This is a genomic window from Paraburkholderia metrosideri (assembly GCF_904848625.1).
Taxonomy (GTDB): Bacteria; Pseudomonadota; Gammaproteobacteria; order Burkholderiales; family Burkholderiaceae; genus Paraburkholderia; species Paraburkholderia metrosideri.
The window spans coordinates 1-21,717 of the sequence record NZ_CAJHCP010000008.1 but is presented as its reverse complement, the minus strand read 5'-3'; the positions used below and the strand labels follow the sequence as shown (position 1 = coordinate 21,717).

General features: G+C 60.9%; 17 protein-coding genes. 12 read left to right on the top strand and 5 right to left on the bottom strand.

Features of this window, described 5'->3' with window-relative positions:
- Window positions 1-464: 464 nt before the first annotated feature.
- Complete coding sequence (locus LMG28727_RS18475) at window positions 465-1,352, bottom strand: LysR family transcriptional regulator (RefSeq protein WP_201643763.1); 888 nt, start codon at window positions 1,350-1,352, stop codon at window positions 465-467.
- Window positions 1,353-1,450: 98 nt separating this feature from the next.
- Here LMG28727_RS18475 and LMG28727_RS18470 point away from each other — a divergent pair, with 98 nt between their 5' ends.
- The 7 genes from LMG28727_RS18470 (at window position 1,451) to LMG28727_RS18440 (ending at window position 12,309) form a co-directional block, all read left to right on the top strand.
- Entirely contained in the window at window positions 1,451-2,785 is a 1,335-nt protein-coding gene (locus LMG28727_RS18470; protein ID WP_201643762.1) for an MFS transporter, read from the top strand.
- Window positions 2,786-3,161: 376 nt separating this feature from the next.
- Window positions 3,162-3,851, top strand: coding sequence for a response regulator transcription factor (locus LMG28727_RS18465; protein ID WP_201644118.1), 690 nt, complete (start codon window positions 3,162-3,164; stop codon window positions 3,849-3,851).
- A 104-nt stretch (window positions 3,852-3,955) separates the two neighbouring features.
- Window positions 3,956-4,600 (top strand): response regulator transcription factor, encoded by a 645-nt coding sequence (locus tag LMG28727_RS18460; RefSeq protein ID WP_201644117.1) that lies wholly within the window; start codon window positions 3,956-3,958, stop codon window positions 4,598-4,600.
- Window positions 4,601-4,844: 244 nt separating this feature from the next.
- Window positions 4,845-5,591 (top strand): aquaporin Z, encoded by a 747-nt coding sequence (gene aqpZ, locus LMG28727_RS18455; protein ID WP_201643761.1) that lies wholly within the window; start codon window positions 4,845-4,847, stop codon window positions 5,589-5,591.
- 27 nt (window positions 5,592-5,618) lie between these two features.
- Window positions 5,619-10,100, top strand: coding sequence for a transporter substrate-binding domain-containing protein (locus LMG28727_RS18450; protein WP_201643760.1), 4,482 nt, complete (start codon window positions 5,619-5,621; stop codon window positions 10,098-10,100).
- Window positions 10,101-10,788: 688 nt separating this feature from the next.
- Entirely contained in the window at window positions 10,789-11,223 is a 435-nt protein-coding gene (locus LMG28727_RS18445; RefSeq protein WP_201643759.1) for a CHRD domain-containing protein, read from the top strand.
- Between the two features lie 117 nt (window positions 11,224-11,340).
- Window positions 11,341-12,309, top strand: coding sequence for an alpha/beta hydrolase (locus LMG28727_RS18440; protein WP_201643758.1), 969 nt, complete (start codon window positions 11,341-11,343; stop codon window positions 12,307-12,309).
- On the opposite strand, the gene LMG28727_RS18435 is transcribed toward LMG28727_RS18440, so the two are convergent.
- Window positions 12,279-13,118 carry an EcsC family protein gene (locus LMG28727_RS18435; protein ID WP_201643757.1) on the bottom strand — a complete coding sequence of 280 codons (840 nt, stop codon included), beginning with the start codon at window positions 13,116-13,118 and terminating at the stop codon, window positions 12,279-12,281. The genes LMG28727_RS18440 and LMG28727_RS18435 overlap by 31 nt on opposite strands.
- Before the next feature lie 139 nt (window positions 13,119-13,257).
- Between LMG28727_RS18435 and LMG28727_RS18430 the strand changes: the two genes are divergently transcribed.
- Window positions 13,258-14,853: an MDR family MFS transporter gene (locus tag LMG28727_RS18430; RefSeq protein ID WP_201643756.1), complete on the top strand. Its 1,596-nt coding sequence runs from the start codon at window positions 13,258-13,260 to the stop codon at window positions 14,851-14,853.
- Window positions 14,854-14,883: 30 nt separating this feature from the next.
- Complete coding sequence (locus LMG28727_RS18425; protein WP_201643755.1) at window positions 14,884-15,342, top strand: MarR family winged helix-turn-helix transcriptional regulator; 459 nt, start codon at window positions 14,884-14,886, stop codon at window positions 15,340-15,342.
- Window positions 15,343-15,481: 139 nt separating this feature from the next.
- On the opposite strand, the gene LMG28727_RS18420 is transcribed toward LMG28727_RS18425, so the two are convergent.
- On the bottom strand, window positions 15,482-16,759 hold the full coding sequence (locus tag LMG28727_RS18420; protein WP_201643754.1) for an amino acid deaminase: 1,278 nt from the start codon (window positions 16,757-16,759) through the stop codon (window positions 15,482-15,484).
- A 158-nt stretch (window positions 16,760-16,917) separates the two neighbouring features.
- On the opposite strand from LMG28727_RS18420, the gene LMG28727_RS18415 reads away from it, so the two are divergent.
- From LMG28727_RS18415 to LMG28727_RS18405, 3 genes are all read left to right on the top strand, one after another.
- Entirely contained in the window at window positions 16,918-17,808 is an 891-nt protein-coding gene (locus LMG28727_RS18415) for a MurR/RpiR family transcriptional regulator (RefSeq protein ID WP_201643753.1), read from the top strand.
- A 3-nt stretch (window positions 17,809-17,811) separates the two neighbouring features.
- Window positions 17,812-19,293: an N-acyl-D-amino-acid deacylase family protein gene (locus LMG28727_RS18410; protein WP_201643752.1), complete on the top strand. Its 1,482-nt coding sequence runs from the start codon at window positions 17,812-17,814 to the stop codon at window positions 19,291-19,293.
- A gap of 76 nt (window positions 19,294-19,369) precedes the next feature.
- Window positions 19,370-19,756 (top strand): RidA family protein, encoded by a 387-nt coding sequence (locus tag LMG28727_RS18405; protein WP_064265547.1) that lies wholly within the window; start codon window positions 19,370-19,372, stop codon window positions 19,754-19,756.
- Window positions 19,757-19,810: 54 nt separating this feature from the next.
- On the opposite strand, the gene queF is transcribed toward LMG28727_RS18405, so the two are convergent.
- Complete coding sequence (queF, locus tag LMG28727_RS18400) at window positions 19,811-20,635, bottom strand: NADPH-dependent 7-cyano-7-deazaguanine reductase QueF (protein ID WP_201643751.1); 825 nt, start codon at window positions 20,633-20,635, stop codon at window positions 19,811-19,813.
- A complete protein-coding gene (locus tag LMG28727_RS18395; protein WP_201643750.1) occupies window positions 20,632-21,534 on the bottom strand; it encodes a 5'-nucleotidase in 903 nt (300 codons plus the stop codon). Before LMG28727_RS18395 ends, queF begins: the two co-directional genes overlap by 4 nt.
- Between the last annotated feature and the right edge of the window lie 183 nt (window positions 21,535-21,717).

Below are 21,717 nucleotides of genomic sequence, written 5' to 3'. Positions count from 1 at the left end.
TTGGGGAACGTTCTTCTTTATCGATTTGATTCTCATGCATTCGCTCGCGGATTCACGCCAGGAATCTAACGGACGATGTATGTCGGGCTGCCGGTCTTTTATAGCGACTGCATAACAGCAAATCAGAGCGGACTTATTCTGGATCGCGAAGTATTAATGCGTACGCTGTCACGGCAATGGGTCGAAACGGCTCGTTATACGACTCGGGATACGGCGATGCAATTGCATTTTTCAAACACAATGATCTGCCTGAATGCGCCAGTGGGCGGCGGTTTTCGGGCTGCGAGGATAACGCTTGAAACGCGTCTGTAACGTTCTGCAGCGTGTGTCAGGTTGCAGGAATTTATCCGGGACGTCAATAGCAAAACAACGCTCGGCCAATGACGCGCCGGAACAATCATAGGTGGCGATGAGTGTGCGTTCAACTGTTCATCACGCAAGAATTGACCTGGATCATAGTGTGCTCACGCAAACAGGTTCATTAACGCGGTTCGCGCATTGCTGACGAGTTCGCTTTCGCCGATCCGCCCGGGCAGCAGATGAAACTCGACCGAGGGTAATGCAGGCAATCCGATACTCGACGGACATGCCACCACGCCACCGCCCAGCGACGATTCGTTCAGGCAGGAAATGCCGAGGCCGGCCTGCAATGCCAGCTGCAACCCGGCGACGCCGGAAGCGGAATGTGACACGACATACGGCACTTTGTGTTCGTCGAGCAACTTCACGACGAAGCGTTGCAACTGGCAGCTCGACGGTAACAAAACTAGCGGATAGGGCGTGGCAGGGCGCGATGGGGTATCGGCGCCGCTGACCCATAGCAGTTTCTCGCGCCGCACGACGGTGCCCGGCACCCCGGGGCGTCGGTTTGCACCGCGCGGACTGACGGTGCCGAGTCGCAACGAGAGGCCGATATCGAACGACGCATCGTCTTGCGTGCTGCTGTCGATCACCGCGCTGGGCATCACGGTGACGTGCAGTTTCAGACGCGGATGCTGTTCAGAAAACGTTTTCAGAATGCGCGCGATGTCGTGCGGCCGGTAATAGTCGGTGATCGCGATACGCAACTCGCCGTCGAGCGAACGCCCGTGCAGGTCTTCGAACGCGGCTTCGCTCATCGCGAGGATGCGCCGCGCATGGTCGAGCAGGCGGCTGCCGGCAGGCGTCGCGCAGACCCCCTGCTTGCTGCGCACGAACAGCGGCTGACCGGCGCGATCCTCGAGCTTTTTCAATTGCTCGCTGACCGATGATTGCGACAGGAAAACGCGCTCGGCGCCCGCAGACACACTGCCCGAGTCGGCGACGGCGACGAAGGTGCGCAGCTGTGTAAGGTCAAATCCGCGTTGATTCATGATTCGGTATATCCGATGAGTATCATCTGAAATTCCGGCTTTTCCGATGGAAGGCCCAGCCGTAGGATACCTCCAGATTCTTCGCAATGGGGTGTGTCATGGGAAATGGATTAGCAGCGGAAGCGGAAGCGGCAGCGACGGTGGCGCAAGGGCGCCCGGCCGCTCATCGGTGGAAGGTGTTGGGAGTCGGCTTTGCCGCAAACGCGAGTTTTTCGGCCGCATTTTCTGGAATTCCGACGACGGCGGTCTTTCTGCGCTCGGGCTACCACCTGAACAACGGTGGTTTGGGCCTGGTGCTTGGCATGCTCGGACTGGGCATTTCAGTCAGCGAGTTGCCTTGGGGGCTGCTGACTGACCGCTGGGGTGATCGGCGCGTGTTGCTGCTCGGGTTGCTGTCGACCGCTGCCGCGCTTGCGGGCCTCGCGGTGTTCGTGGTGCCGAGCGGCGCGCATGTGCCCAGCGTAACGGTGCTCGCGCTGGGCTTGCTGCTGGTGGGATTGCTCGGCGGCAGTGTCAACGGATCGAGCGGGCGGGCGGTGATGGCGTGGTTCCGGGAGGGCGAGCGCGGCTTTGCAATGAGCATCCGGCAGACTGCGGTGCCGGCGGGTGGCGGACTGGGGGCGCTGGTGTTGCCGGTGCTGGCGTCGCGATTCGGCTTTGCGAGCGCGTATAGCGTGCTGGCGCTTGCGTGCGCCATCACAGCAGCGTTCGCATGGCGCTGGCTACACGAACCGTCGTATATCGATGCAGGCAACGCAGCCCGGCCGCAGGCGGACGGTGGCACGGCGGCTTCATCTGCGCTGTCGAAAAAGGTCTCGCCGTTGCGTGACGTGAACATCTGGCGCGTGGCGCTCGCCGCTGGCGCACTGTGCGTGCCGCAACTGGCCGTGTTGACCTTCGGGACTGTGTTTCTGCACGACTTCAGCCGGGCTGGGGTGCTGGCGATCAGTGTGACGATGGCCGCCGTGCAAACGGGCGCCGCGGTTGCACGAGTCTGGAGCGGCAGGTGGACTGACCGGCGCGGCAATCGCCGGGCTTATATGCGTGCGTGCAGTCTGCTGACGGCGGTGCTGTTCGCAGTCCTGGCTCTCGTGACCGGCATTGCGGGCCATCACCTCGCGATGACGACGCTGCTGGCGGTGCTGATCGTGCTGGGCGGCGTAAGCGCGTCGGCATGGCACGGCGTCGCTTTCACCGAACTCGCGACGCTGGCGGGGACGAGCCGGGCGGGCACGGCGCTGGCAATCGGCAATACCTGTGTATTTCTGACGTTGTTCCTGACGCCATTGGCGATTCCGCTGGTGTTGTCGATTGGATCGTGGCCGATGGTCTGGGCGGCGGCGAGTGCCTGTGCATTGATCGCGTTGCCGATATTTCCACGTGCGATTCGGGTGCGCAAAGTGCAAACGTCGCGAACCTGCGATGCAAACTGACACGTAACAAAGAACCGGTTCTGTTTCGTGGTTGCCTGCGCCAGATCTCTGCGGGATTCAGGCGCAGGTCCCGCACAGGTTTGTCTCGGAGATTGCGGCCGCGCCTGGCAGGCATCGCCGTGCGGTTACTCGGAAAAAACGCAAGGCCAGGACGGGACCTGAAGTCAGCACTGACGCAGGTCTTTTTTATCGTGTCTGCGCACACGCGCTTTTTTTTAATTTAAATCGCAAGGCTAAATAATTAGTCGTTCTGAATTGTTTGGACCCTGTTTCGGATCGATCCGATATTTATCGACTTGAAAATATCTGAATATGGTGTCAGAGCCTATCGTGCCGGAGGGCCGGGCAAGAAGCCAGGCAGGGAGAAAACATAATGATGAACGACACCATTGAGACAGGCAAACCCGTTCGGGCAATCATCGCTGACGACCATCCATTGGTTCTGCTCGCGATCGACAATCTGATGAGCGGCTATCCGGACATACAGGTGGTCGGCCGGGCCGCCGACACCGTTGACCTCTTCACGGAGATTGATTGCACCCCCTGCGACCTGGTGCTCATGGACCTTTACATGCCAGGTCCGTCAGAGAGCACCGGGTTCGACATCATCAGGCAGTTCAAGACGCGCTATCCAAACGTGGCGCTCGTCATTCTCACTATGGAAACGGAAGCGACTACGTTGCAACGAGTCATTTCTCTCGGTGTCGACGGATTGGTGAGCAAGCGTGACCGGATCGATCTGATCCACGTGGCAATCATTATGGCAATGGCGCGCGAATGCTATATCGGCCCCGCGGTTCGCGCACAGCTTGCCGACGCCAGCGTGACCAAACGACTCGACTTTGTCCACGCCATCTTGTCGCGCCGCGAATTGGAGGTGTTCACACAATATGCATCGGGGTTAGGCGTCAGTGAAATCGCCGGGCGTTTGGGGCGCAGCGTCAAGACGATCAGCGCGCAGAAATGCGCGGCCATGCGTAAGTTGTCGTTGCAAAGCGACGCAGAGTTGTTCCGCTTCGCTGCCGAGTACGGTGTGGGGCCCAAGGGGCTTGCCCAAACCCGCTGACGATCCGGCGACGTGCCGCGCGACGGCGCGTCGAATAGAAAAGTATTGTCATGCCCGGGGAAGCACGTCGAGTGCTGGGCACGACAGTCGACAAGACAACAAAGATGACAAATAAGATATGCGTCGTCGTGGCCGACGATCACCACTGCGTTCGTGCCGGCGTCCGGTACTTGTTGCAGAACAGCCCGAATATCGAAATCGTCGGTGAGGCCGCCGACACAGTTGGTTTAGCGGAACTGCTGGACACCCACGCCTGCGACATTGTCATTTCGGATATCGGCATGCCGGGAATCGACGGCGCGAGCAACTCAGTGTCGTTTCTGCGTCGCGTGTTGCGCGGCGGCCCGCGGCCACGCGTCATCGTGCTGACGATGATCCACCATCCGCATATGCTCGCCGGGCTTCTACATATAGGGGTGAGTGGAATCGTCAATAAACGTGACACGGCCACGGCTTTGATCGACGCGATCGAGGCCGTGGCTGCCGGGCGCGTCCATCTGTCGGAGCAGGCCCGTATCGCAATCGAATCCGCTGAGCCGGCGCCGCAGCTTCGTGCCGGCGTGTTGAGCGCGCGTGAGTGGGAGGTGTTCCAACTCTATGTGCAAGGTATGGCAGTCAACAGGATCGCGGCGCGTTTGCAACGCAGCGGCAAGACCATCAGTACGCAAAAGCGCAGTGCGATGCGAAAGCTCGGATTGGAAACGGACTCTGAATTGATCGATTACGCACAGCAAATCGGACTTGCCTGACAGAGATCAAGCGGTGCTGTGTCCGACAATGTCGCTGGAAACGTTGGGATTTAAGAGTTTTCTGATTGGTATGCGTCGGTTCTCCTTCGATAATTCTGAGTTCACTGAGGCCGTACTGCTCGCTCGCCTAGGGGCAAAAGTTGGTTTGTCATCCTGATCGATAGAGCACCAGGAGAATTCAAGGTAATTGACTTGGTGCAATCGTGCGGTGCCGTCTGCCTCGTACATAGACATGGGAGGGGCGATGGTCGCATTAGGTAAGCGGTTGTGGGTCGAAGGGGTCGGAACTGCGTGGATCGTGTTCATCGGGTGCGGCAGTTCCGTGCTGGACACCCGTGCGGCTCTGCAAGGTTACGGTGGTCTGGAGATGTCCATAGCGTTCGGCCTCGCATTCATCACGGCCAGTTATGCGTTCGGCAAAACGTCGGGCGCGCATTTCAATCCTGCTGTCACCGTCGGCTTTACTGTCGCTCAACGTTTTCCTGTTAAGGACCTGCTGCCCTACATCGTCGCCCAAACGCTCGGTGCGATTGCGGCGGCGGCGCTACTCGTCTACATCGCGAGTGGGCGCCCGGGATTTGAGTTAGGCGCGAGCGAATTCGCAGCTAACGGTTTTGGTGCTCATTCTCCTGCCGACTATCAACTGCATTCGGCGCTAGTCGTCGAATTCGTACTGTCTTTCGCGTTTGTCATGGCGAGTCTGTCGATTGCAGGCCGTGCAAAGATGGCCTCGCTGGGTCCGCTGGTCGTCGGTACGTGCTTGACGCTCGTCTATCTGGTATCGATTCCCGTTACCAACGGGTCGATCAATCCCGCCCGTTCCACGGCTCAGGCGCTGTTCGTCGGCAATTGGGCGCTGGATCAACTGTGGCTGTTCTGGGCTGCACCGCTGTCGGGCGGCGTCGCTGCCGGCGTTCTATTTTCCTTCCTTAAAGAAAGCGCCGACCCGGCGCGCGTTGCTCTGGCCGACGGTCAGGGTGACGTCGCTTGAGGGGGACAGGTGACAAGCGTCCGGTTCATGCGTCGTTTTCTCCAGCGTATCGCTGCGACGCCCGCGCTCTGGCGCAAGGTGGCGTGCCTTCTCGCGTTGCCCTTGTTGCTGGCCGTGCAAATGACCTCGATTGCGCAGACACTCGGGGTCCGGTCTCGCCCTCCAGTCACTCGCACTTTTCCTGACAAGTTGACGGTAGGTGTACTCGCGGGCGGATGGATGCCGTTCGACGCGTTGCAGGACGGTCGACTGACCGGCGTCAGCGGCGATTATTTGCGCGCGCTGGTTGGACAAAACGTCGTTATCGAAACCAGGACGTTCTCGGACATGCCACAGCTTTTTGCTGCTGTCTGCGCAGGCAATGTCGACATCGTGATGAGCCTCGCCCGCACACCCGAGCGCGAACGTTGCATCAACTTCACCGCGCCATATTTCCGCTCATCGGTCTCGGCAGTCGTGCGCCGGAACAGCGATCAGTACGACGGCCCGGCCAGGCTGGCCGGAGCGCGCATTGCCGTCGAGCGGGGCTTTGCACTGGAACATTCGGTCCGCGACGGCTTTCCGCGCGCAGAGGTCGATGCGTTCGTCTCCACGCGCGCGGCCCTTGCCGCGGTAGCGCGCGGCGACGCCGATGCCTATCTCGGTTTTACGCCAGTCGTCCAATACGAATTGGCTACCGAGGAATTCCGGGATCTGCGCGTCGCTTTCGAAGAACCGGGTCAAATCTCCGATTTGCGGTTTGGCGTGCCACGCAGCCACACTTTGCTACGCGATCAGTTGAATCGGGCACTGACGTCGATGAATCCTGCCGACAGCGCCGCGATTCGCGTACGCTGGCTGTCCGCCAATTTCAATTCTGAACCGGAGACAGTCGCGCCCAGCTTAGTACTGTCACCGCAGGAAAAGGCGTGGCTTCGTTCGTTGCCCCCGTTACAGGTGGGCTTCGACAGCAACTGGCCGCCGTTCAGCTATGTCGACGACGCCGGACGTCCCGCTGGTATTACCGCCGACTATCTGGCGTATCTGAGTCGAACCCTCGGCGTCGTGTTCAATCGCGCGCGCACATCCGACTGGAGTTCCACGATCGACGCCTTCCAGCGCGGCGACCTCGCGATCCTTTCCACGGCGTCCAGCAACGGCCCGCATCTGAAGAACGCGGAACATACCCAGGCCTACGAAAGCTATCCGATGGTGATCGTCGGGCGTGACGGTGAACCGGCCGCGCGTTCGTTCAACGACTTCTCGTCGCGCCGGGTCGTCGTCCCGTCACACGTCGCTGGTTCCCTTCCGCTTGCGCTAGATGCCATCCCCGCCGAGCACATCGTTGTCGCCCCCAGCCTCGATGACGCGCTGAGAATGGTCAAGACCGGCGAAGCAGACGTGATGGTGGGCAACGTGGCCGCGGTCGACGTTCTCCTTAAGAAGCGTTATGGCCGTGTACTCAAGATTCTGGGCACGATCGGCGAGTCCGATTCGCTCGACTTCACGGTGCGCGCGGACCTGGGCCAGCTTGCCGGACTGATCGACCGCGCGTTGCAGGCCATGCCGGCGTCGGAGAAACGGCGTATCCGGCAAAAGTGGGTGACCGGGTCCGCGCCTGACGCAGGAATCTGGAGCGTAACGGCGGTGCGCCTGCTACCGGTGCTGATCGGTATCGGCGTCGCGTTGCTGGTTACGTTGCGCGCCTATTTGTTGCTGCAGCGGGAAGTCCGGCTTCGCAAGCAAACCGAACGCGAGCTTGCGCTGCAGCTCAACTTCCAGGAAACCATGATGAAGACCGTGCCTTATCCGCTCGTGGCAAAGGGGCTGGATGGACGTTACATGGCAATCAACCGCGCTTATGAAGAGGCGTGCGGGTTGAGCCGCGAGGATGTGATCGGGCGTACCACGATGGACGTGCAGACTTGGGGCGACGTCAATAGCCGCATTCTCGACGACATGACGCGCGACATACTGAAAGGCGGGGACATCGCGCAGGTGGAGTTGCAGTTCGAGACTCGGGAGGGCGAGTTGCGGCACGGCCTGTTCTGGACCAGCGTGTGCAATGGCAGCGACGGACAGCCGGTGTGCGTTCTCGGAACCATGGTCGACATCACCAAGATCCGGCGTACCGAAATGCTCGCGAGCGAGACCGAGCGGCGTCTGTTCGATGTGACGCGCTCACTGCCGGCCGTGGTGTTCCAGATGCGACGCACGTCGACTGGCGTGTATTCGTTTCCGTATATAGGTGGCGACACGCGGCATCTGTTAGGAAGCAGCGAGATCCCGCCCGTATCGCTCGACAAACAAATACTGCCGACCAGCGGCGCAGTGGTCGATTTCGATCGCGTGTCGGAGCAGGACCGACCGTTCGTGCTGGCCGAACTGGAACGTTCGGCTAACGACGAAACACCGGTGCACATGGAGTTTCGTCTCAAAAGCGCGCAGCAACTCAAATGGGTGCGCGCTGAACTGGTTCCTCGTCGCGAAACGGATGGCAGCGTCGTATGGAGCGGCTACTGGATCGACGCGAGCGTGGAACGGGCCCGCTCCGAGGAACTCGCGCGGGCGCGCGACGTGGCCGAAGCGGCGTCACGTGCGAAAGACGATTTTTTCGCCATGATGAGCCACGAAATCAGAACGCCGATGAACGGCGTGCTGGGTCTCGTCGAGGTGCTGGAGCGCACGCCGCTGAATACCGATCAAGGTGAAATGCTGGGGATGATCCACGAGTCGGCAGGCGCGTTGTTGCAGATTCTCGACGACCTGCTCGATTACTCGAAAATCGAAGCGGGCCGGCTGACGCTCGAAGCCGAGCCGATCGACATCCGCGAACTGGTTGATAACGCAGTGGGCTTGCTGGCTGGCCGTGCCCACGAGAAAGGTTTGAAGGTGCGTGTGGGTATTGCGTCGGAAGTCGCGGCGGTATTGCGTGGCGACAGCGTCCGTCTGCGGCAGATTCTGTTCAATCTGCTGGGCAATGCAATCAAGTTCACGCCGCAGGGCGAAGTCGAAGTGGGTGTGTCGGTCGTCACTCAGGACGAGGACACCCAGACCATCGAAATGAGTGTGGAAGATACCGGCATCGGTATCGCCCCGGACGTTCAGGCAAGTCTGTTCGACCCATTCGTGCAGGCGGAGTCGTCCACGACACGACGCTTTGGCGGCACGGGCCTCGGCTTGACGATCTGTCGCAAGTTGATCGATCTGATGAGCGGCACGCTCACGCTACGCAGCGAAGTGGGTAAGGGCACCCGCATGATCGTGCGGCTCACCATGCCAATCGAAGCGCAGCATTACTACGTCAACGGTTTGCGCGGAAAGCGTGGAGTCGTGCTGACGAGCGACCCTCACATCGGCCAGGCGCTGGTGAACTTCGGTCAGGCGCTTGGGCTCGAGTTGTGCAGCCTGATGCCGGATTCCGCAGAATGGCACGATCGCGCGACGTGGCCAGCAATCGATTTGCTGTTCGTCAGTGACAACGTGACGTTGCCGGCGCACCTTGGCCCAGGCACACGCTTGATCAGCCTGACTGAGAAGCCGAAGCCGACTGGTTACCGTATTCTCGACAACACGGTACGCGTCAGCATCAATCCGATTTCATGGCGCGGCCTCGGTGCCGCGTGCGCCGCCGCCATGACCGGGTTGCCTACGGGGTCGCCGCGCCTGGCGAGTCTGTCGCGCACGCCCGAAGGTGTGACGACGCCGCCGGACCGTGAACAGGCGATCGCCAACGGCCGGCTGATTCTTGTTGCTGAAGATCATCCGGTCAATCAGGAACTGATCCGCCATCAACTGGCGTTGCTCGGTTTTGCATGCGACGTGGCGAATGACGGCGTCGAAGCATTGGCAGCGCTGGAGCACACGAGCTACGGCTGTCTGATCACGGATTGCCATATGCCGAATATGTCCGGCTATGAGCTCACGCGTCGAATTCGCGAAGGAGAGCAAGGCGGGGCGCGTCGCCTGCCGATTTTAGGCATCACGGCGAACACCGCACCTGAGGACCTGAATCTCTGCCGCGAAGCGGGAATGGACGACTGCCTTATCAAGCCGACCAGGCTCGCCACCTTGCGCGATTACCTGAGCCGCTGGTTCGGCACCGACAGCGCCTGGCAGATCGCTCCTGCGGAAATGGTCGCCGTTCCCGCGGTCGTCAAACCGGTTACTCGCGGCGACGCCGAGCCATTTGTGCCCGTCGATCTTAGCCATATGACGCAACTGTGGGGGAGCGAATCGACCGTCAAGGCATTGCTGGATTCGTTTGTGTTTTCCGTGCGTGAAGATATTCAGGCGTTGTCGCCATTGCTCGAAATTGTCGAAGTTGAACGTTTGCGCGAATGGCTTCATCGAGTGGCGGGGGCGGCGAGTGTGCTGCAGTATCCGCCGCTGCTCAACGTGATCGACGAATATCGTCGTGATATCGCCATCAGGTCTGTGGAGCAGGTGCGTAGCGACGGGCTGGCGTTGATCCGCAAATGCAATGCGATGCTGGACGGTATCGAACGGCAGGCAGCATTGCTCGCGTAGTGTTTTGCACAGCGGGGAGGGCGGCAAACTGGTCTCGTTGCGCAAAAGCCCGCGCGAGACAGTCGCCAACTCTCCGCTTAGTACGCTGATGAAGGCAGGTGCGAACCTTCTCAGAGCATGCGTGAAACAGACAGGCGAAAAAAAACGCGGCCGAAGCCGCGTTAAAGATTTGGAGACTTCCTTCGATGAAGGAGTCACTTCTCGCAGTCGGAAGCATACCCGGGATAGATCGGTTGATTCACTGCAAAATTCGCAATTAACTGTTTGAAGAAATCGATTAAAACGACGAGGTGACGTCACTTGTCCGCGTCATATTTTGCAGGTCAGTCAACGGGTTTGGTTTAGTTTGGAGTCTTTAAATCAGAATGATCTCCATAGACGGGGGCGTTTGGATATGCGCTCGTAGGCCCCTTCTCCTGAAATCCTGAAACCAATTCCGGTCGTGTCATAAACGCTTCCACGTAGCGTGCCTATGAAGGACCACTACGGACAACTATAAATCCAGCGCTTTCCCGACCAGACCTCCGCCAAAGAAATCACGGTCACCGGCGCCGCACCGCGACGCGTTCCAACTTCCTTCGTATCCAGTCCCACCCGAACATCTCGCAGACTTTTGCACTAGTATGTGGAAGCTTCGCGCGCGGCCGAACTGTCGGTGCGGCGGTGCATCAAAAGTCCGGAGAAGACCATGTTGACGCTGCGAAAACTGAATCTGGCTGTGGTGTTGTGGGCGTTGGCGTCAGGTGTCGCCTTCGCGGATACCGTAGCCCTGAAGGCAGATCTCGAACCTTCCAGCGAAGTGCCGCCTCGTGTCAGCCACGGGCACGGCATGCTGAACGCCACGTTCGATACGTCGACGAAATCGCTGCAATGGACCATCACCTACGAAGGGTTGAGCAGCCCGACCACCGCTGCTCACTTCCACGGCCCCGCCCCCGTAGGCCAGAACGCGAAGATCCAGGTGCCGATCGACAAGAGCGCACTCGCGAGTCCGATCAAGGGATCGGCGGCACTTACCGAACAGCAGGTCACCGATCTGATGGCCGGGCAGTGGTACTTCAACGTGCACACATCTCAGAACCCGATGGGCGAAATCCGCGGCCAGGTTTTGCCGGCGAACTGAACACCGGGAGAGCCGGATCTGGCCACCCGGGCATTTTCAAGATTAGAACCCGCCGTCCACTGACATAGCGTCGAACGCACGTACCATAACGGGATACCACATAAGGAGCGTGTCCCGATGAGCTGGCAAAGTGCACTCGCATGCTGGTATTTGCGTAGGCAGTTTCGACCGGAAACGCTCAAGCCGGGCATCAATGTCGAGCGGGCGCGTGCGTTGACGGCCAAGCGCGTCTGGTCGCCGCGCGTGCCGCGCGACTGGCGTTTGCGCGAGCTGTATGGCGCAAGTGACGCACCTCTGCGCGGCGAGTGGCTCGAACCCGCCGGTAGCGCGACGGCGTCCAGCGCCGGCCCGACGGTGCTGTACTGCCACGGCGGCGGCTACTACTTCTGTTCACCGCGTACGCATCGCTCGATTGTGTTCGGACTCGCGACGCGCGCCAACGCGGCGATCTTTTCTCTCGAATACCGGCTCGCGCCCGAGCATCGTTTCCCGGCTGCGCTCGACGATGCCACCGCCGCGTACCGCCAACTGCTCGCCGACGGTATCGCACCTGAGTCGATTGTGATTGCCGGCGATTCAGCTGGCGGCGGGCTTGCGCTTGCCACGTTGGTCGCCTTGAAACACGCGGGTGATCCGTTGCCGGCCGGCGGCCTGCTGTTCTCGCCCTGGACCGATCTCGCCACGACGGGCGCCAGCCTGCGCACCAACGACAGCGCCGACCCCATGTTTTGCGGCGCCGCGATCCAGCGTGCCGCGCAGGTTTATCTCGGTGACGCATCACCCATCGACCCGTACGCTTCGCCGCTCTACGCCGATCTCCAAGGCCTGCCGCCACTTTTTCTGATGGCGGGCAGCACGGAAGTCTTGCTCGACGACTCGCAACGTGTCGCCGATAAAGCGCGTGCGGCGGGTGTCGAATGCGAGCTCGAGGTCTGGGAGAAGATGCCACACGTCTGGCCGATGTTCGCGCCGTTCATCCCCGAGGCGAACCGTGCGCTCGATCACGCGGCCACCTTCGTGCAACGCGCGACCAGCCGCGCCACGCACGCCGCCGCTCAACCGTCGAGCGTGACGTCCAGCGTCTGATATGCCGCTTCGACCGTCGGCTGTCCGTATTGCCGCTCCAGCCGCCGCACGGTGAAATGACCGTGCGCGACCTGCTGGAAGTGGTCGATGAAAACCGTATTGACCATTGCGCCGAGCACCGCACCGATCGCCGGAATCGATTTGGCGGCGATCTGTTCGCTCACCTGGACGGAAAAGCGCGCCGCAATCGCGTTCAGAAGCCGCAGCAACGCAGCCGAGCCGTGTGCGCTGAAGCCTTTGGTCGCGATTTCCGACGAAGCTTTCGACACCGCCTGCGCAAGCGCCCCGCGCATGATGAAGTAGCCGAGGTCGGCGTCGTCGTCTTCGCTCGACGTGCCGCCCATGCCGAGCACCGTCAGACATTGCAGCTGCGTTTCGATCGACGTCAGATCCTCACCCTCGCTACGCGCGATATCGCAGATCGAACGAAACATCAGCGTGGTCGTCACCGGCAGTTCGACGGGCAACGCGAACAGCCCGAAGGCGCCGCCGGCCGCGCCGGTGGTCGCGACGGCGAACTTGTGCAACAGGTTGCTCGGCCGGTCGGGTACGATCAGCGGCGCAGCGTCGCGACGGCCCAGCGTGCGCAGCGCGATTGACAGGCATTTGCGCAGCGCCACTTCCGTCGCATCGGTGATCTTTTCATTGGCGAATGCCGGAATGCGCGACAGCAGCTTCTCAATCGGCGCGCCGACAATACTCGCCAGCTTCATCGTGAGTGCGGGGCTTTCAAGTTGATGTTTCGCGCGTTTTAGCGCTTTCAGGTCTTCGTCGGATAACGGCGATGTTGCGAGCGAACTCGATTGCATGGGCCTCCCTGGCGTCATGTCGTGTGCTTTCTTCAGTCGATTGCCACCTCGGTGAACCGGCGGCACGTCCCGCTTAGAGCATTACCGCATGGTATGATTCCCGATCATTTGACGGGTCAACTGTTGCTCTATCAAAAAAATGGCTGTCCATACCGCTGCTCACCACTCGAGTGGGCAAGTTTTACCGTTCCGTGAGTCCTTGCTGGCGATGCTCGGCATTTCCTTCGTCACGATGCTGGTCGCGCTCGACCAGACCGTGGTCGGCACTGCGCTGCCCACCATCGTGTCCGAACTCAAGGGTTTCGAACTTTACGCGTGGGTCGCCACGTCGTATCTGCTGACCTCCGTCATCACTGTGCCGATTTTCGGCCGACTCGGCGATTACTACGGGCGCAAGCCGTTTGTGATCGCGTCGATCGTGGTGTTCACGGCGGCGTCGGTGTTGTGCGGCGTCGCCAACAACATGCTGTTTCTGGTGCTCGCGCGTGGCCTGCAGGGCATCGGCGGCGGGATGCTGGTCGGCACCGCGTTCGCGTGCATTCCTGATCTCTTCCCCGACTCGGTTGTGCGTCTGCGTTGGCAGGTGCTGATGAGTTCGGCGTTCGGGATCGCCAATGCCGTGGGGCCGTCGCTTGGCGGTTTCCTCACCCAGTATTACGGCTGGCGCTCGGTGTTCTACGTGAATCTGCCGGTGGGCCTGCTGTCGCTGTTTTTCGTGTGGCGTTTCCTGCCGCATCTGCGGCATGTCGAGCACGAGGGCAAGATGCGGCTCGACTGGCCTGGCGCCGTGCTGATCGCGATCGCGCTCGGCTCGCTGCAATTATTCGTCGAAATGCTGCCGAAGCATGGCTCGACCCTTATCGCATTCGCGCTGCTTGGCTTGAGCGTCGCGTCGGCCTACGCGCTATGGCAGTGGGAAAAGCGTTGCCCGACCGCGATTCTTCCCGTCGATATGTTCCGCAATCGCAGCCTCTCGGCGCTGTTCCTGCTCGCCGTGCTCGGCGGCTTCACGATGTTCTCGATGCTGTTCTACGCACCGTTGCTGTTCCAGGGCGGCTTCGGCATGTCGCCGAAGGAGGCGGGCATCGTCATCACGCCGCTGGTCGTGTTCATCACGGTTGGCAGCATTGCTAACGGGCGCATCGTGTCGCGCGTGCGCAATCCGAATCTGATGCTGTATATCGGCTTTGCGCTGACTGCGCTGTCGTGCCTCGGGATCGTCGTCGCCACGCGCTCCATGTCGGAATGGGTGCTGATGTCGTTCATGGTGCTCGGCGGCCTCGGGCTCGGTTTCGTGATGCCCAATCTGACCATCTTCGCGCAGCAGACTGCGGGCCGCGAGCACCTCGGCATTGCCACCGCGCTGCTGCAGTCGCTGCGGATGATCGGCGGCATGATCGGCACGGCGCTCACCGGCACACTGATCAGCCACATGTACGCGAGCGGTGTGCGCAGCGCGCTGGAAAGCGCCAACGCATCGCACTGGTTCAGCGAACTCGGCGATCCGCAAATCCTGATCAATCAAAGCGCGCAAACCACGCTGGTCGACCAGTTGACGCATGCGGGTCATAACGGCGCGATGCTGCTGGAAAGCGCGCGCGAATCGCTGGTGGCCGCGATTCATCTGGGTCTCGCGATGGCGGCGATCATCGCGGTGGTGTCGGTATGGCAAAGCCGCCGCGTGCCGCCGATCAAGCTGCATCGCAAGCTCGAGCCCGTGATTCACGCAGACTGATTTTCAGACTTACCGTTTGACAGACACATCATGGAACAACAGGACCGCGTCGCCGTCATGCAGCAATTCGGCAGGACTTATCGGGCATTCATGTCGGCATTCGAGGCCTATGTGGGCCATCCGTTGCCGCGCTGGCGCATTCTGCTGGTTTTGCACGAACAGGCGGGCGAGGAGATGTCGCAAAAGCGTCTGGTCGAGCGTTTGCGTGTCGATCCGGGCGCGCTCACGCGGCAACTCAAGACGCTGGAAGGATTGGGCTGGATCGCGCGAAGCATGGATCTGCGCGATAACCGCGTGACCAACGTGCGTCTGACGGAAGCGGGGCAGTCGGCGACTGAAGCGAGTTTGCCGCGTCGCAACGCGTTCTTGCACGACACGATGACCGCGTTGCCGGACGATGCGCTAGGTGCGTTGTCGGGCGCGCTGAAGATGCTCGAGGTGAGAATCGGGGAAGTAGCGGCTACCGCGGGTGCCCGGGACGGTGTATAGCAACGCGTCGACCGTTGCGGCGGCCGGTTGGATTTGAACAGCGGTCGATCTCGTAGAACCGCGAAACTCGCATTCGCGCAACGCAGGTCTGCAAGACGAACGGCGCACCCTGTTGCCCAAAGTGCGCAGTCGGCGAGAATCAGAAGAACGTTTCGATCACTTCCGTGACCCGGTACGCCGGATCGACCACCAGCAACTGACGCCACTTATCGAACGTCAGGCACGGATGCGAGATGTCGAACGCGATCATGTCGCCCACTTTGAGATCGGCGCCTGCGGGAATTCGCAGATACGCATGCTGGTCCATCAAGCCGAAAATCTCCCAGCCTTCGCTCGCCGCGATATCGCGCGGTGCTTCGTTACCCGGACGATAGTGACGCGCCGGTTCCGGCATGCCGGCGTCGAAAGCGGAATCGCGTTTGCCGAGGCCGATGATCGCGCGATCCGGCTCGGGAATCGACTGCACATACGCCCACAATTGCAGCGCCGGCAGCAGACCTTCGCCCATTTTCTTCGCGACCGGATTGCGCGCGAAAATATCGGTCTGCGCCTTGCGATAAACACCGACGTCGTGCGTCAGATAGCAGCCGGGCCGCAACACGATCTCGACCTTGCCGGTCTCCGACGCCTTCACGAATTCTTCCGCGACCACGTCGTACCACGCCGACCCCGCGCCGGACAACACCGCCGGAGTGCGCGCGAAACGACCTTGCTCGACGAGATCGCGCGTAATTGCGACTGCGCTCTGCAGGAACTCGCGCACCTCGTGCTCTTCCTTCAATACACCTTCATACAACTCGACACCGGCGAGCTTCAGGATGTCCGGATAACGGTCGATCGCTTCGAGCACCGCATTGCGCTGTGCTTCGTCGCGTACCCCTGTTCGGCCGCCAGGCACACCGAGTTCGAGCAGCACTTGCAGCGGTTTCTTCACCGACGTGAAAAACTCGCCCAACTGTTCAACGCCGTCAACCGAATCGACCAGGCAGAAGAATTCGAAGTCATGGTCGCTGAGCAACTCGGCGATCATCATCATGTTGTGACGGCCGACCAACTGGTTAGCCATCAGGATTCGCGACACGCCGCCGTGATACGCCGCCCGCACCTGATGCGCGGTGGCCAGCGTAATACCCCAAGCGCCGGTTTCGAGCTGACGGCGAAACAGTTGCGGCGCCATGGTGGTCTTGCCATGCGGCGCGAGCTTGACGCCGTATTCGGCGACGAATGCCTGCATCCACTTCAGGTTGTGCTCCACCCGATCCGCATACAGAACGGCAGCCGGCAGGCTCACATCTTCGTTCAGCAGATTCCATTCAAGACGCGCGGCATCCGTGAGCTGGATGCTGGTGCCCGGAACCATGCCCAAGCCCTTGCTATAAGGATCAATCGTTGCGCCCTGATAGTTTGTAACTTTCATGTCTCCAAGCTCCATCGTCCGGTTAAATTGAATCAGATTTGACTTTACCATGTTACCGAAAGTACGATGGTTGATGAAATGTTATTTAGTACCACGCCCTGGTGCAACAGTCGTCGCGCGGCTCTTTGTCAGCCCCGCATGACACCCCACAGTCTGCAATGAACTCAACCGCCGAACCGCTGGCTTTCGACATCGTCGCGCGCATCGCCGAATGCGCGCCGGAACTGCGCTCGGCCGAACGCAAGGTCGCCGCGCTGATTCTCGACGATCTCACCGGCGCATCGCGCGCGAGCATCAATGCGCTCGCGCAGCAGGCCGAAGTCAGCGTCGCGACCGTCACGCGCTTTGCGAAAGCCGTGGGCTGCCGCGATGTACGCGAGTTGAAACTGCGGCTCGCGCAGGCGGCTGCGGTCGGTCAGCGCTTCCTGCAACCGGGCGGCTCCAGCGACGCCCCGGAGCCGATCGCCACCCGCATATTCGACGAACTGCAAAACGCGCTCGCGCATAACCATCAATTGCTGCGTCAGGCGCCGCTAGGCGAAGCGGCCGCTGCATTGCGCGAAGCCCGAATGATCTACGTGTTCGGCATGGGCGGCGGCTCGACCGCGCTCGCCGATGAGATGCGCTTCCGTCTCGTGCGCCTCGGCCGGCCCGTCGCGACCTATCAGGATGGCTTGCTGCAACGCATGGTCGCGAGCACGGTGTCGCGTGAATGCGTGGTGATCGCGCTGTCCACCACCGGGCGCGTGCCCGAGATGGTCGAGAACTGCAAGATCGCGCGCAGCTACGGCGCGACCGTGATCGCGTTGACCGCGCCGGCATCGCCGCTCGCGCGTCTGGCCGATTGGGTGATCCCGATCGTCGCCTTCGAAACCGATTTCATTTACAAGCCATCGTCGTCGCGCTACGCGATGATGATGGCACTCGATGTGCTCGTCACCGAACTTGCCGTCAGTCAGGGTGACGAGAGCCGCGAATTGCTGCGCCGCATGAAGCACGCGCTCGACACTCACCGCGGCGGCGGCGATCGACAACCGTTAGGAGACTGATCCATGCATTCGCATCCCGAAGCCGCCGACACGCTGATCGTCGGCGCGCAACTGTACGACGGTACGGGCGCGCCGCCTGTCGAGCGCGACGTCGCGATCCGCGACGGCCGCATCGCCGCGATCGGCAACCTGTCGAACTGGCTCGCCGAAGAGGTGATCGAGGCCAATGGGCGCGCGTTGGCGCCAGGCTTTATCGACGTCCACACGCACGACGACACGCATGTGATCCGCTCGCCGCAAATGCTGCCGAAGATCACCCAAGGCGTGACGACGGTGATCGTCGGCAATTGCGGGATCAGCGCGTCACCGGTTTCGCTGAAGGGCGAGCCGCCTGATCCGATGAACCTGCTGGGCGAGCGCGACGCGTTTCAGTACCCCACGTTCGCAGCGTATGTCGATGCAGTGAATAAGGCGCGTCCGGCGGTGAATGTCGGCGCGTTGATCGGTCATACGGCGTTGCGCAACAACCAGATGGACCGGCTCGATCGCGCGGCCACGTCAACTGAAATCGACGGCATGCGTGCGCAGCTCGAAGAGGCATTGGCAAACGGCGCGCTGGGCTTGAGTTCGGGTTTGGCCTATGGCTCGGCGTTCGCTGCACCGACCGAAGAAGTGATGGCGCTCGCCGAACCGCTCGCCGCCGCCGGCGCGTTGTACACGACGCACATGCGCACCGAATTCGACGCAATTCTCGACGCAATGGACGAAGCGTTTCGCGTCGGGCGTCACGCGCATGTGCCGGTGGTGATCTCGCATCTGAAGTGCGCGGGTCCGTCGAACTGGGGGCGCAGCGAAGAAGTGCTGAAGTCGATCGAAGGCGCGCGTCGCTTGCAGCCGATCGGTTGCGACTGCTATCCGTACAACCGTAGTTCGTCCACGCTGGATCTGAAGCAGGTGACGGGCGATATCGACATCACGATTACGTGGTCCGAGCCGCATCCCGAGATGGCGGGCAAGCTCGTGAAGGAGATCGCGGCGGAGTGGGGCGTCACGCAGCAGGAAGCGGGCAAGCGTCTGCAGCCGGCGGGCGCGGTGTATCACAACATGTCCGAGGACGACGTGCGGCGCATTCTGTCGCATCCCGCGACGATGGTCGGTTCCGACGGCCTGCCGAACGATCCGCTGCCGCATCCGCGTTTGTGGGGCGCGTTTCCGCGCGTGCTCGGTCATTACGCGCGTGACGCCGGTTTGCTGCCGCTCGAAGAAGCGGTGCGCAAGATGACCGGTTTGTCGGCGCGTCGTTTTGGACTCGCGGAGCGCGGCGAAATCCACATTGGCTATCACGCCGATCTGGTGCTGTTCGACCCGGCCAAAGTGCGTGACGCAGCGACTTTCGAAAAGCCGCAGCAAGCCGCCGACGGCATTGACGCAGTGTGGGTGAACGGCGTGCTGTCGTATCGCGATGGCGAAGTAACGGGCGAGCGGGCCGGGCATTTTGTAGCGCGCGGCGCGGCGTCGAAGGGTGACGCGCACGGCGCGTTCTGATTTTATTTAACCGATTGATGATGGTGCGCGAAGCGATAGTGTCGAACGCGCGCCCAACTTTTTAAGGAGTATCAAGATGAAGCGATATGGCGTAGAAGGCGGAAAGGGCACGGGTGGTCAGCACATGCCGTTTGCACGTGCGGTTGAAGCGGACGGCTGGCTGTTCGTGTCAGGTCAGACGCCGATGGAAAACGGCGAAGTGATCAACGGCGGCATCGTCGAGCAATCGCACAAGGCGATCCAGAACGTGTTCGCGATTCTGAAGGAAGCCGGCTACGGTGCGGAGCACGTGGTCCGCTGCGGCGTGTGGCTGGATGATCCGCGCGATTTCGCATCGTTCAACAAGGTGTTTCGCGAGTACTTTGGCGAGAATCCGCCGGCGCGTGCTTGCGTGGTGTCGTCGATGGTGATCGACTGCCGCGTTGAAGTGGATTGCGTGGCTTATAAGAAGCCGGCGGCTTAAGGCTTTTGATTCGCCGCGAAGTCCATATCAGCCTCCGCGGCGAATCAGGCAGGGTTACTGTCGAGCCAGACGCATATTGTCCGGCATCGGCAGATTGTAGTTCGTGCGGAACGGGTTGATATCGAGTCCGCCGCGTCGCGTATAACGTGCATACACCGCGAGCTTCACCGGCTTGCAGACCTTCATCAGGTCGATAAAAATCCGCTCGACACATTGCTCGTGAAAACCCGTGTGATTCCGGTACGAGATGATGTAGCGCAGCAAGCCTGCATGATCGATTTGCGGACCGACGTAATGAATCTGCACGGTGCCCCAATCGGGCTGACCCGTCACCGGGCAATTCGACTTCAGCAAGTTGGAAAACAGCGTTTCCTCAACTGGCGATTCATCGTGCGCGGCGCTCAGCAGTGACGCGTCCGGGTGATAAACGTCGGTATCCAGATCCAGCCGGTCCAGCGACAAACCTTCGAATTCTTCCATCTTCAGCTTGCCGAATTCATACGGCGCGGCCAAATGAACGGAAACCGTCGCGCCGCACGACGCGGACACGTCGCGCTTGATGGTGTCGCGCACCGCATCCATCGACTCGAACGAGGTTTGCGCGAACGATCCCAGATAAAGCTTGAACGACTTCGACTCGACGATATTCGGCGAGTCGGCCGGCACGAAGAACGTGGCGACCGCGATTTGCGGTTTGCCGCGTGCATTCAGCCAGGACAACTCGTAAGCGTTCCAGATGTCCGTGCCGAAAAACGGCAACTGCGCGCCGATGCCGATCGCCTCTCGCGCGTTCTTCCGCGCGATCGGGAACAGCAGCGACGCGTCGTATTGTTCGGTGTAGGTGGAGGCCTTACCCAGCGGTGATTGTTCGGGTGTCATGATGCGTTCACGATGCCACTCAGCACGTGCCCCGTCGCCGTCACGACGCGGGCCGATTCGCAATGGCCAATTTGGTCGTCGAAGAAAAAGTCCGGCTCGAACTCGCGCAGAAATGCGCTCTTGTCGAGGCCGCCGAGGAACATCGCTTCGTCGATTTCGATGTTCCACGCCATTAACGTGCGGATCGCGCGCTCGTGTGCGGGCGCTGAACGGGCCGTAACCAATGCCGTACGAATATGCATGGGCGCGGCTTCGTCCGCGAGTTTTTGCAGCCGATGCAGCGCTTCGAGCAAAGGCTTCAAAGGGCCGTCCGCGAGCGGCAAATTTTTGTTGTGAATCTCGTGGCCGACGAATGCACGCAGGCCGTCTTTCTGGAATATGCGTTCGGCTTCGTCGGAAAACAGCACCGCGTCGCCGTCGAACGCAATCCGGATTTCGTCCGGATATTTACTCGCCATTTTCGCCGATTCGGGCAACACGCGTGCAGCCGGGAATCCGGCGGCCAGCGCGTCGCGCACATCCTGCTGATTCGCGGACAGAAACAGCGACGCGTTTAACGGCTTCAGATAGCCAAATGGCGCACGTCCGCGAGTGAACACGCCGCGTTCGATCGCGAGACCGTGTTCGCGGCACGAGTGAAACGCGCGCAGTCCGCTAATCGGATCGCTGCGCGACAGAATCACCACCTCGACGCGATGACCGCCCGTGTTCAACGCCAGCAGCTTGCGGATCAGAGGAAACGCGACGCCTGGTTTGGCGGGCACGGTCAGCCGGTCGCGCTGCAGCGCTTCGTACGCGCGCAGATCGCCTTCCTCGTACACGCGGTTCTCTTCCTCGAAGTCGAACAGCGCGCGCGACGAGATTGCCACTACCAGTTTGTCGACGAGCGAAAGAGCCATCTGTGCGTTTTGGTCCGGTCAGTTCAGTCAGTTCAGGCGGTTCGGTCGATTCGGATTGTTCAGGCGAGGAACAGGCGATAAACCGGGTTCTTGGTTTCTTCCCAATACGGATAGCCGAGCGTCGTGAGGAATTTTTCGAACCCATCGTTCTCGCTTGTCGGCACCTGAATACCGACGAGGATC

Coding starts and splice junctions, on each gene's coding strand:
- LMG28727_RS18410 (WP_201643752.1), top strand. CDS start 17,812: ATGCATTCGCATCCCGAAGCCGCCGACACGCTGATCGTCGGCGCGCAA.
- LMG28727_RS18440 (WP_201643758.1), top strand. CDS start 11,341: ATGAGCTGGCAAAGTGCACTCGCATGCTGGTATTTGCGTAGGCAGTTT.
- aqpZ (WP_201643761.1), top strand. CDS start 4,845: ATGGTCGCATTAGGTAAGCGGTTGTGGGTCGAAGGGGTCGGAACTGCG.
- LMG28727_RS18445 (WP_201643759.1), top strand. CDS start 10,789: ATGTTGACGCTGCGAAAACTGAATCTGGCTGTGGTGTTGTGGGCGTTG.
- LMG28727_RS18465 (WP_201644118.1), top strand. CDS start 3,162: ATGAACGACACCATTGAGACAGGCAAACCCGTTCGGGCAATCATCGCT.
- LMG28727_RS18405 (WP_064265547.1), top strand. CDS start 19,370: ATGAAGCGATATGGCGTAGAAGGCGGAAAGGGCACGGGTGGTCAGCAC.
- LMG28727_RS18430 (WP_201643756.1), top strand. CDS start 13,258: ATGGCTGTCCATACCGCTGCTCACCACTCGAGTGGGCAAGTTTTACCG.
- queF (WP_201643751.1), bottom strand. CDS start 20,635: ATGACACCCGAACAATCACCGCTGGGTAAGGCCTCCACCTACACCGAA.
- LMG28727_RS18415 (WP_201643753.1), top strand. CDS start 16,918: ATGAACTCAACCGCCGAACCGCTGGCTTTCGACATCGTCGCGCGCATC.
- LMG28727_RS18425 (WP_201643755.1), top strand. CDS start 14,884: ATGGAACAACAGGACCGCGTCGCCGTCATGCAGCAATTCGGCAGGACT.
- LMG28727_RS18475 (WP_201643763.1), bottom strand. CDS start 1,352: ATGAATCAACGCGGATTTGACCTTACACAGCTGCGCACCTTCGTCGCC.
- LMG28727_RS18395 (WP_201643750.1), bottom strand. CDS start 21,534: ATGGCTCTTTCGCTCGTCGACAAACTGGTAGTGGCAATCTCGTCGCGC.
- LMG28727_RS18460 (WP_201644117.1), top strand. CDS start 3,956: ATGACAAATAAGATATGCGTCGTCGTGGCCGACGATCACCACTGCGTT.
- LMG28727_RS18470 (WP_201643762.1), top strand. CDS start 1,451: ATGGGAAATGGATTAGCAGCGGAAGCGGAAGCGGCAGCGACGGTGGCG.
- LMG28727_RS18420 (WP_201643754.1), bottom strand. CDS start 16,759: ATGAAAGTTACAAACTATCAGGGCGCAACGATTGATCCTTATAGCAAG.
- LMG28727_RS18435 (WP_201643757.1), bottom strand. CDS start 13,118: ATGCAATCGAGTTCGCTCGCAACATCGCCGTTATCCGACGAAGACCTG.
- LMG28727_RS18450 (WP_201643760.1), top strand. CDS start 5,619: ATGCGTCGTTTTCTCCAGCGTATCGCTGCGACGCCCGCGCTCTGGCGC.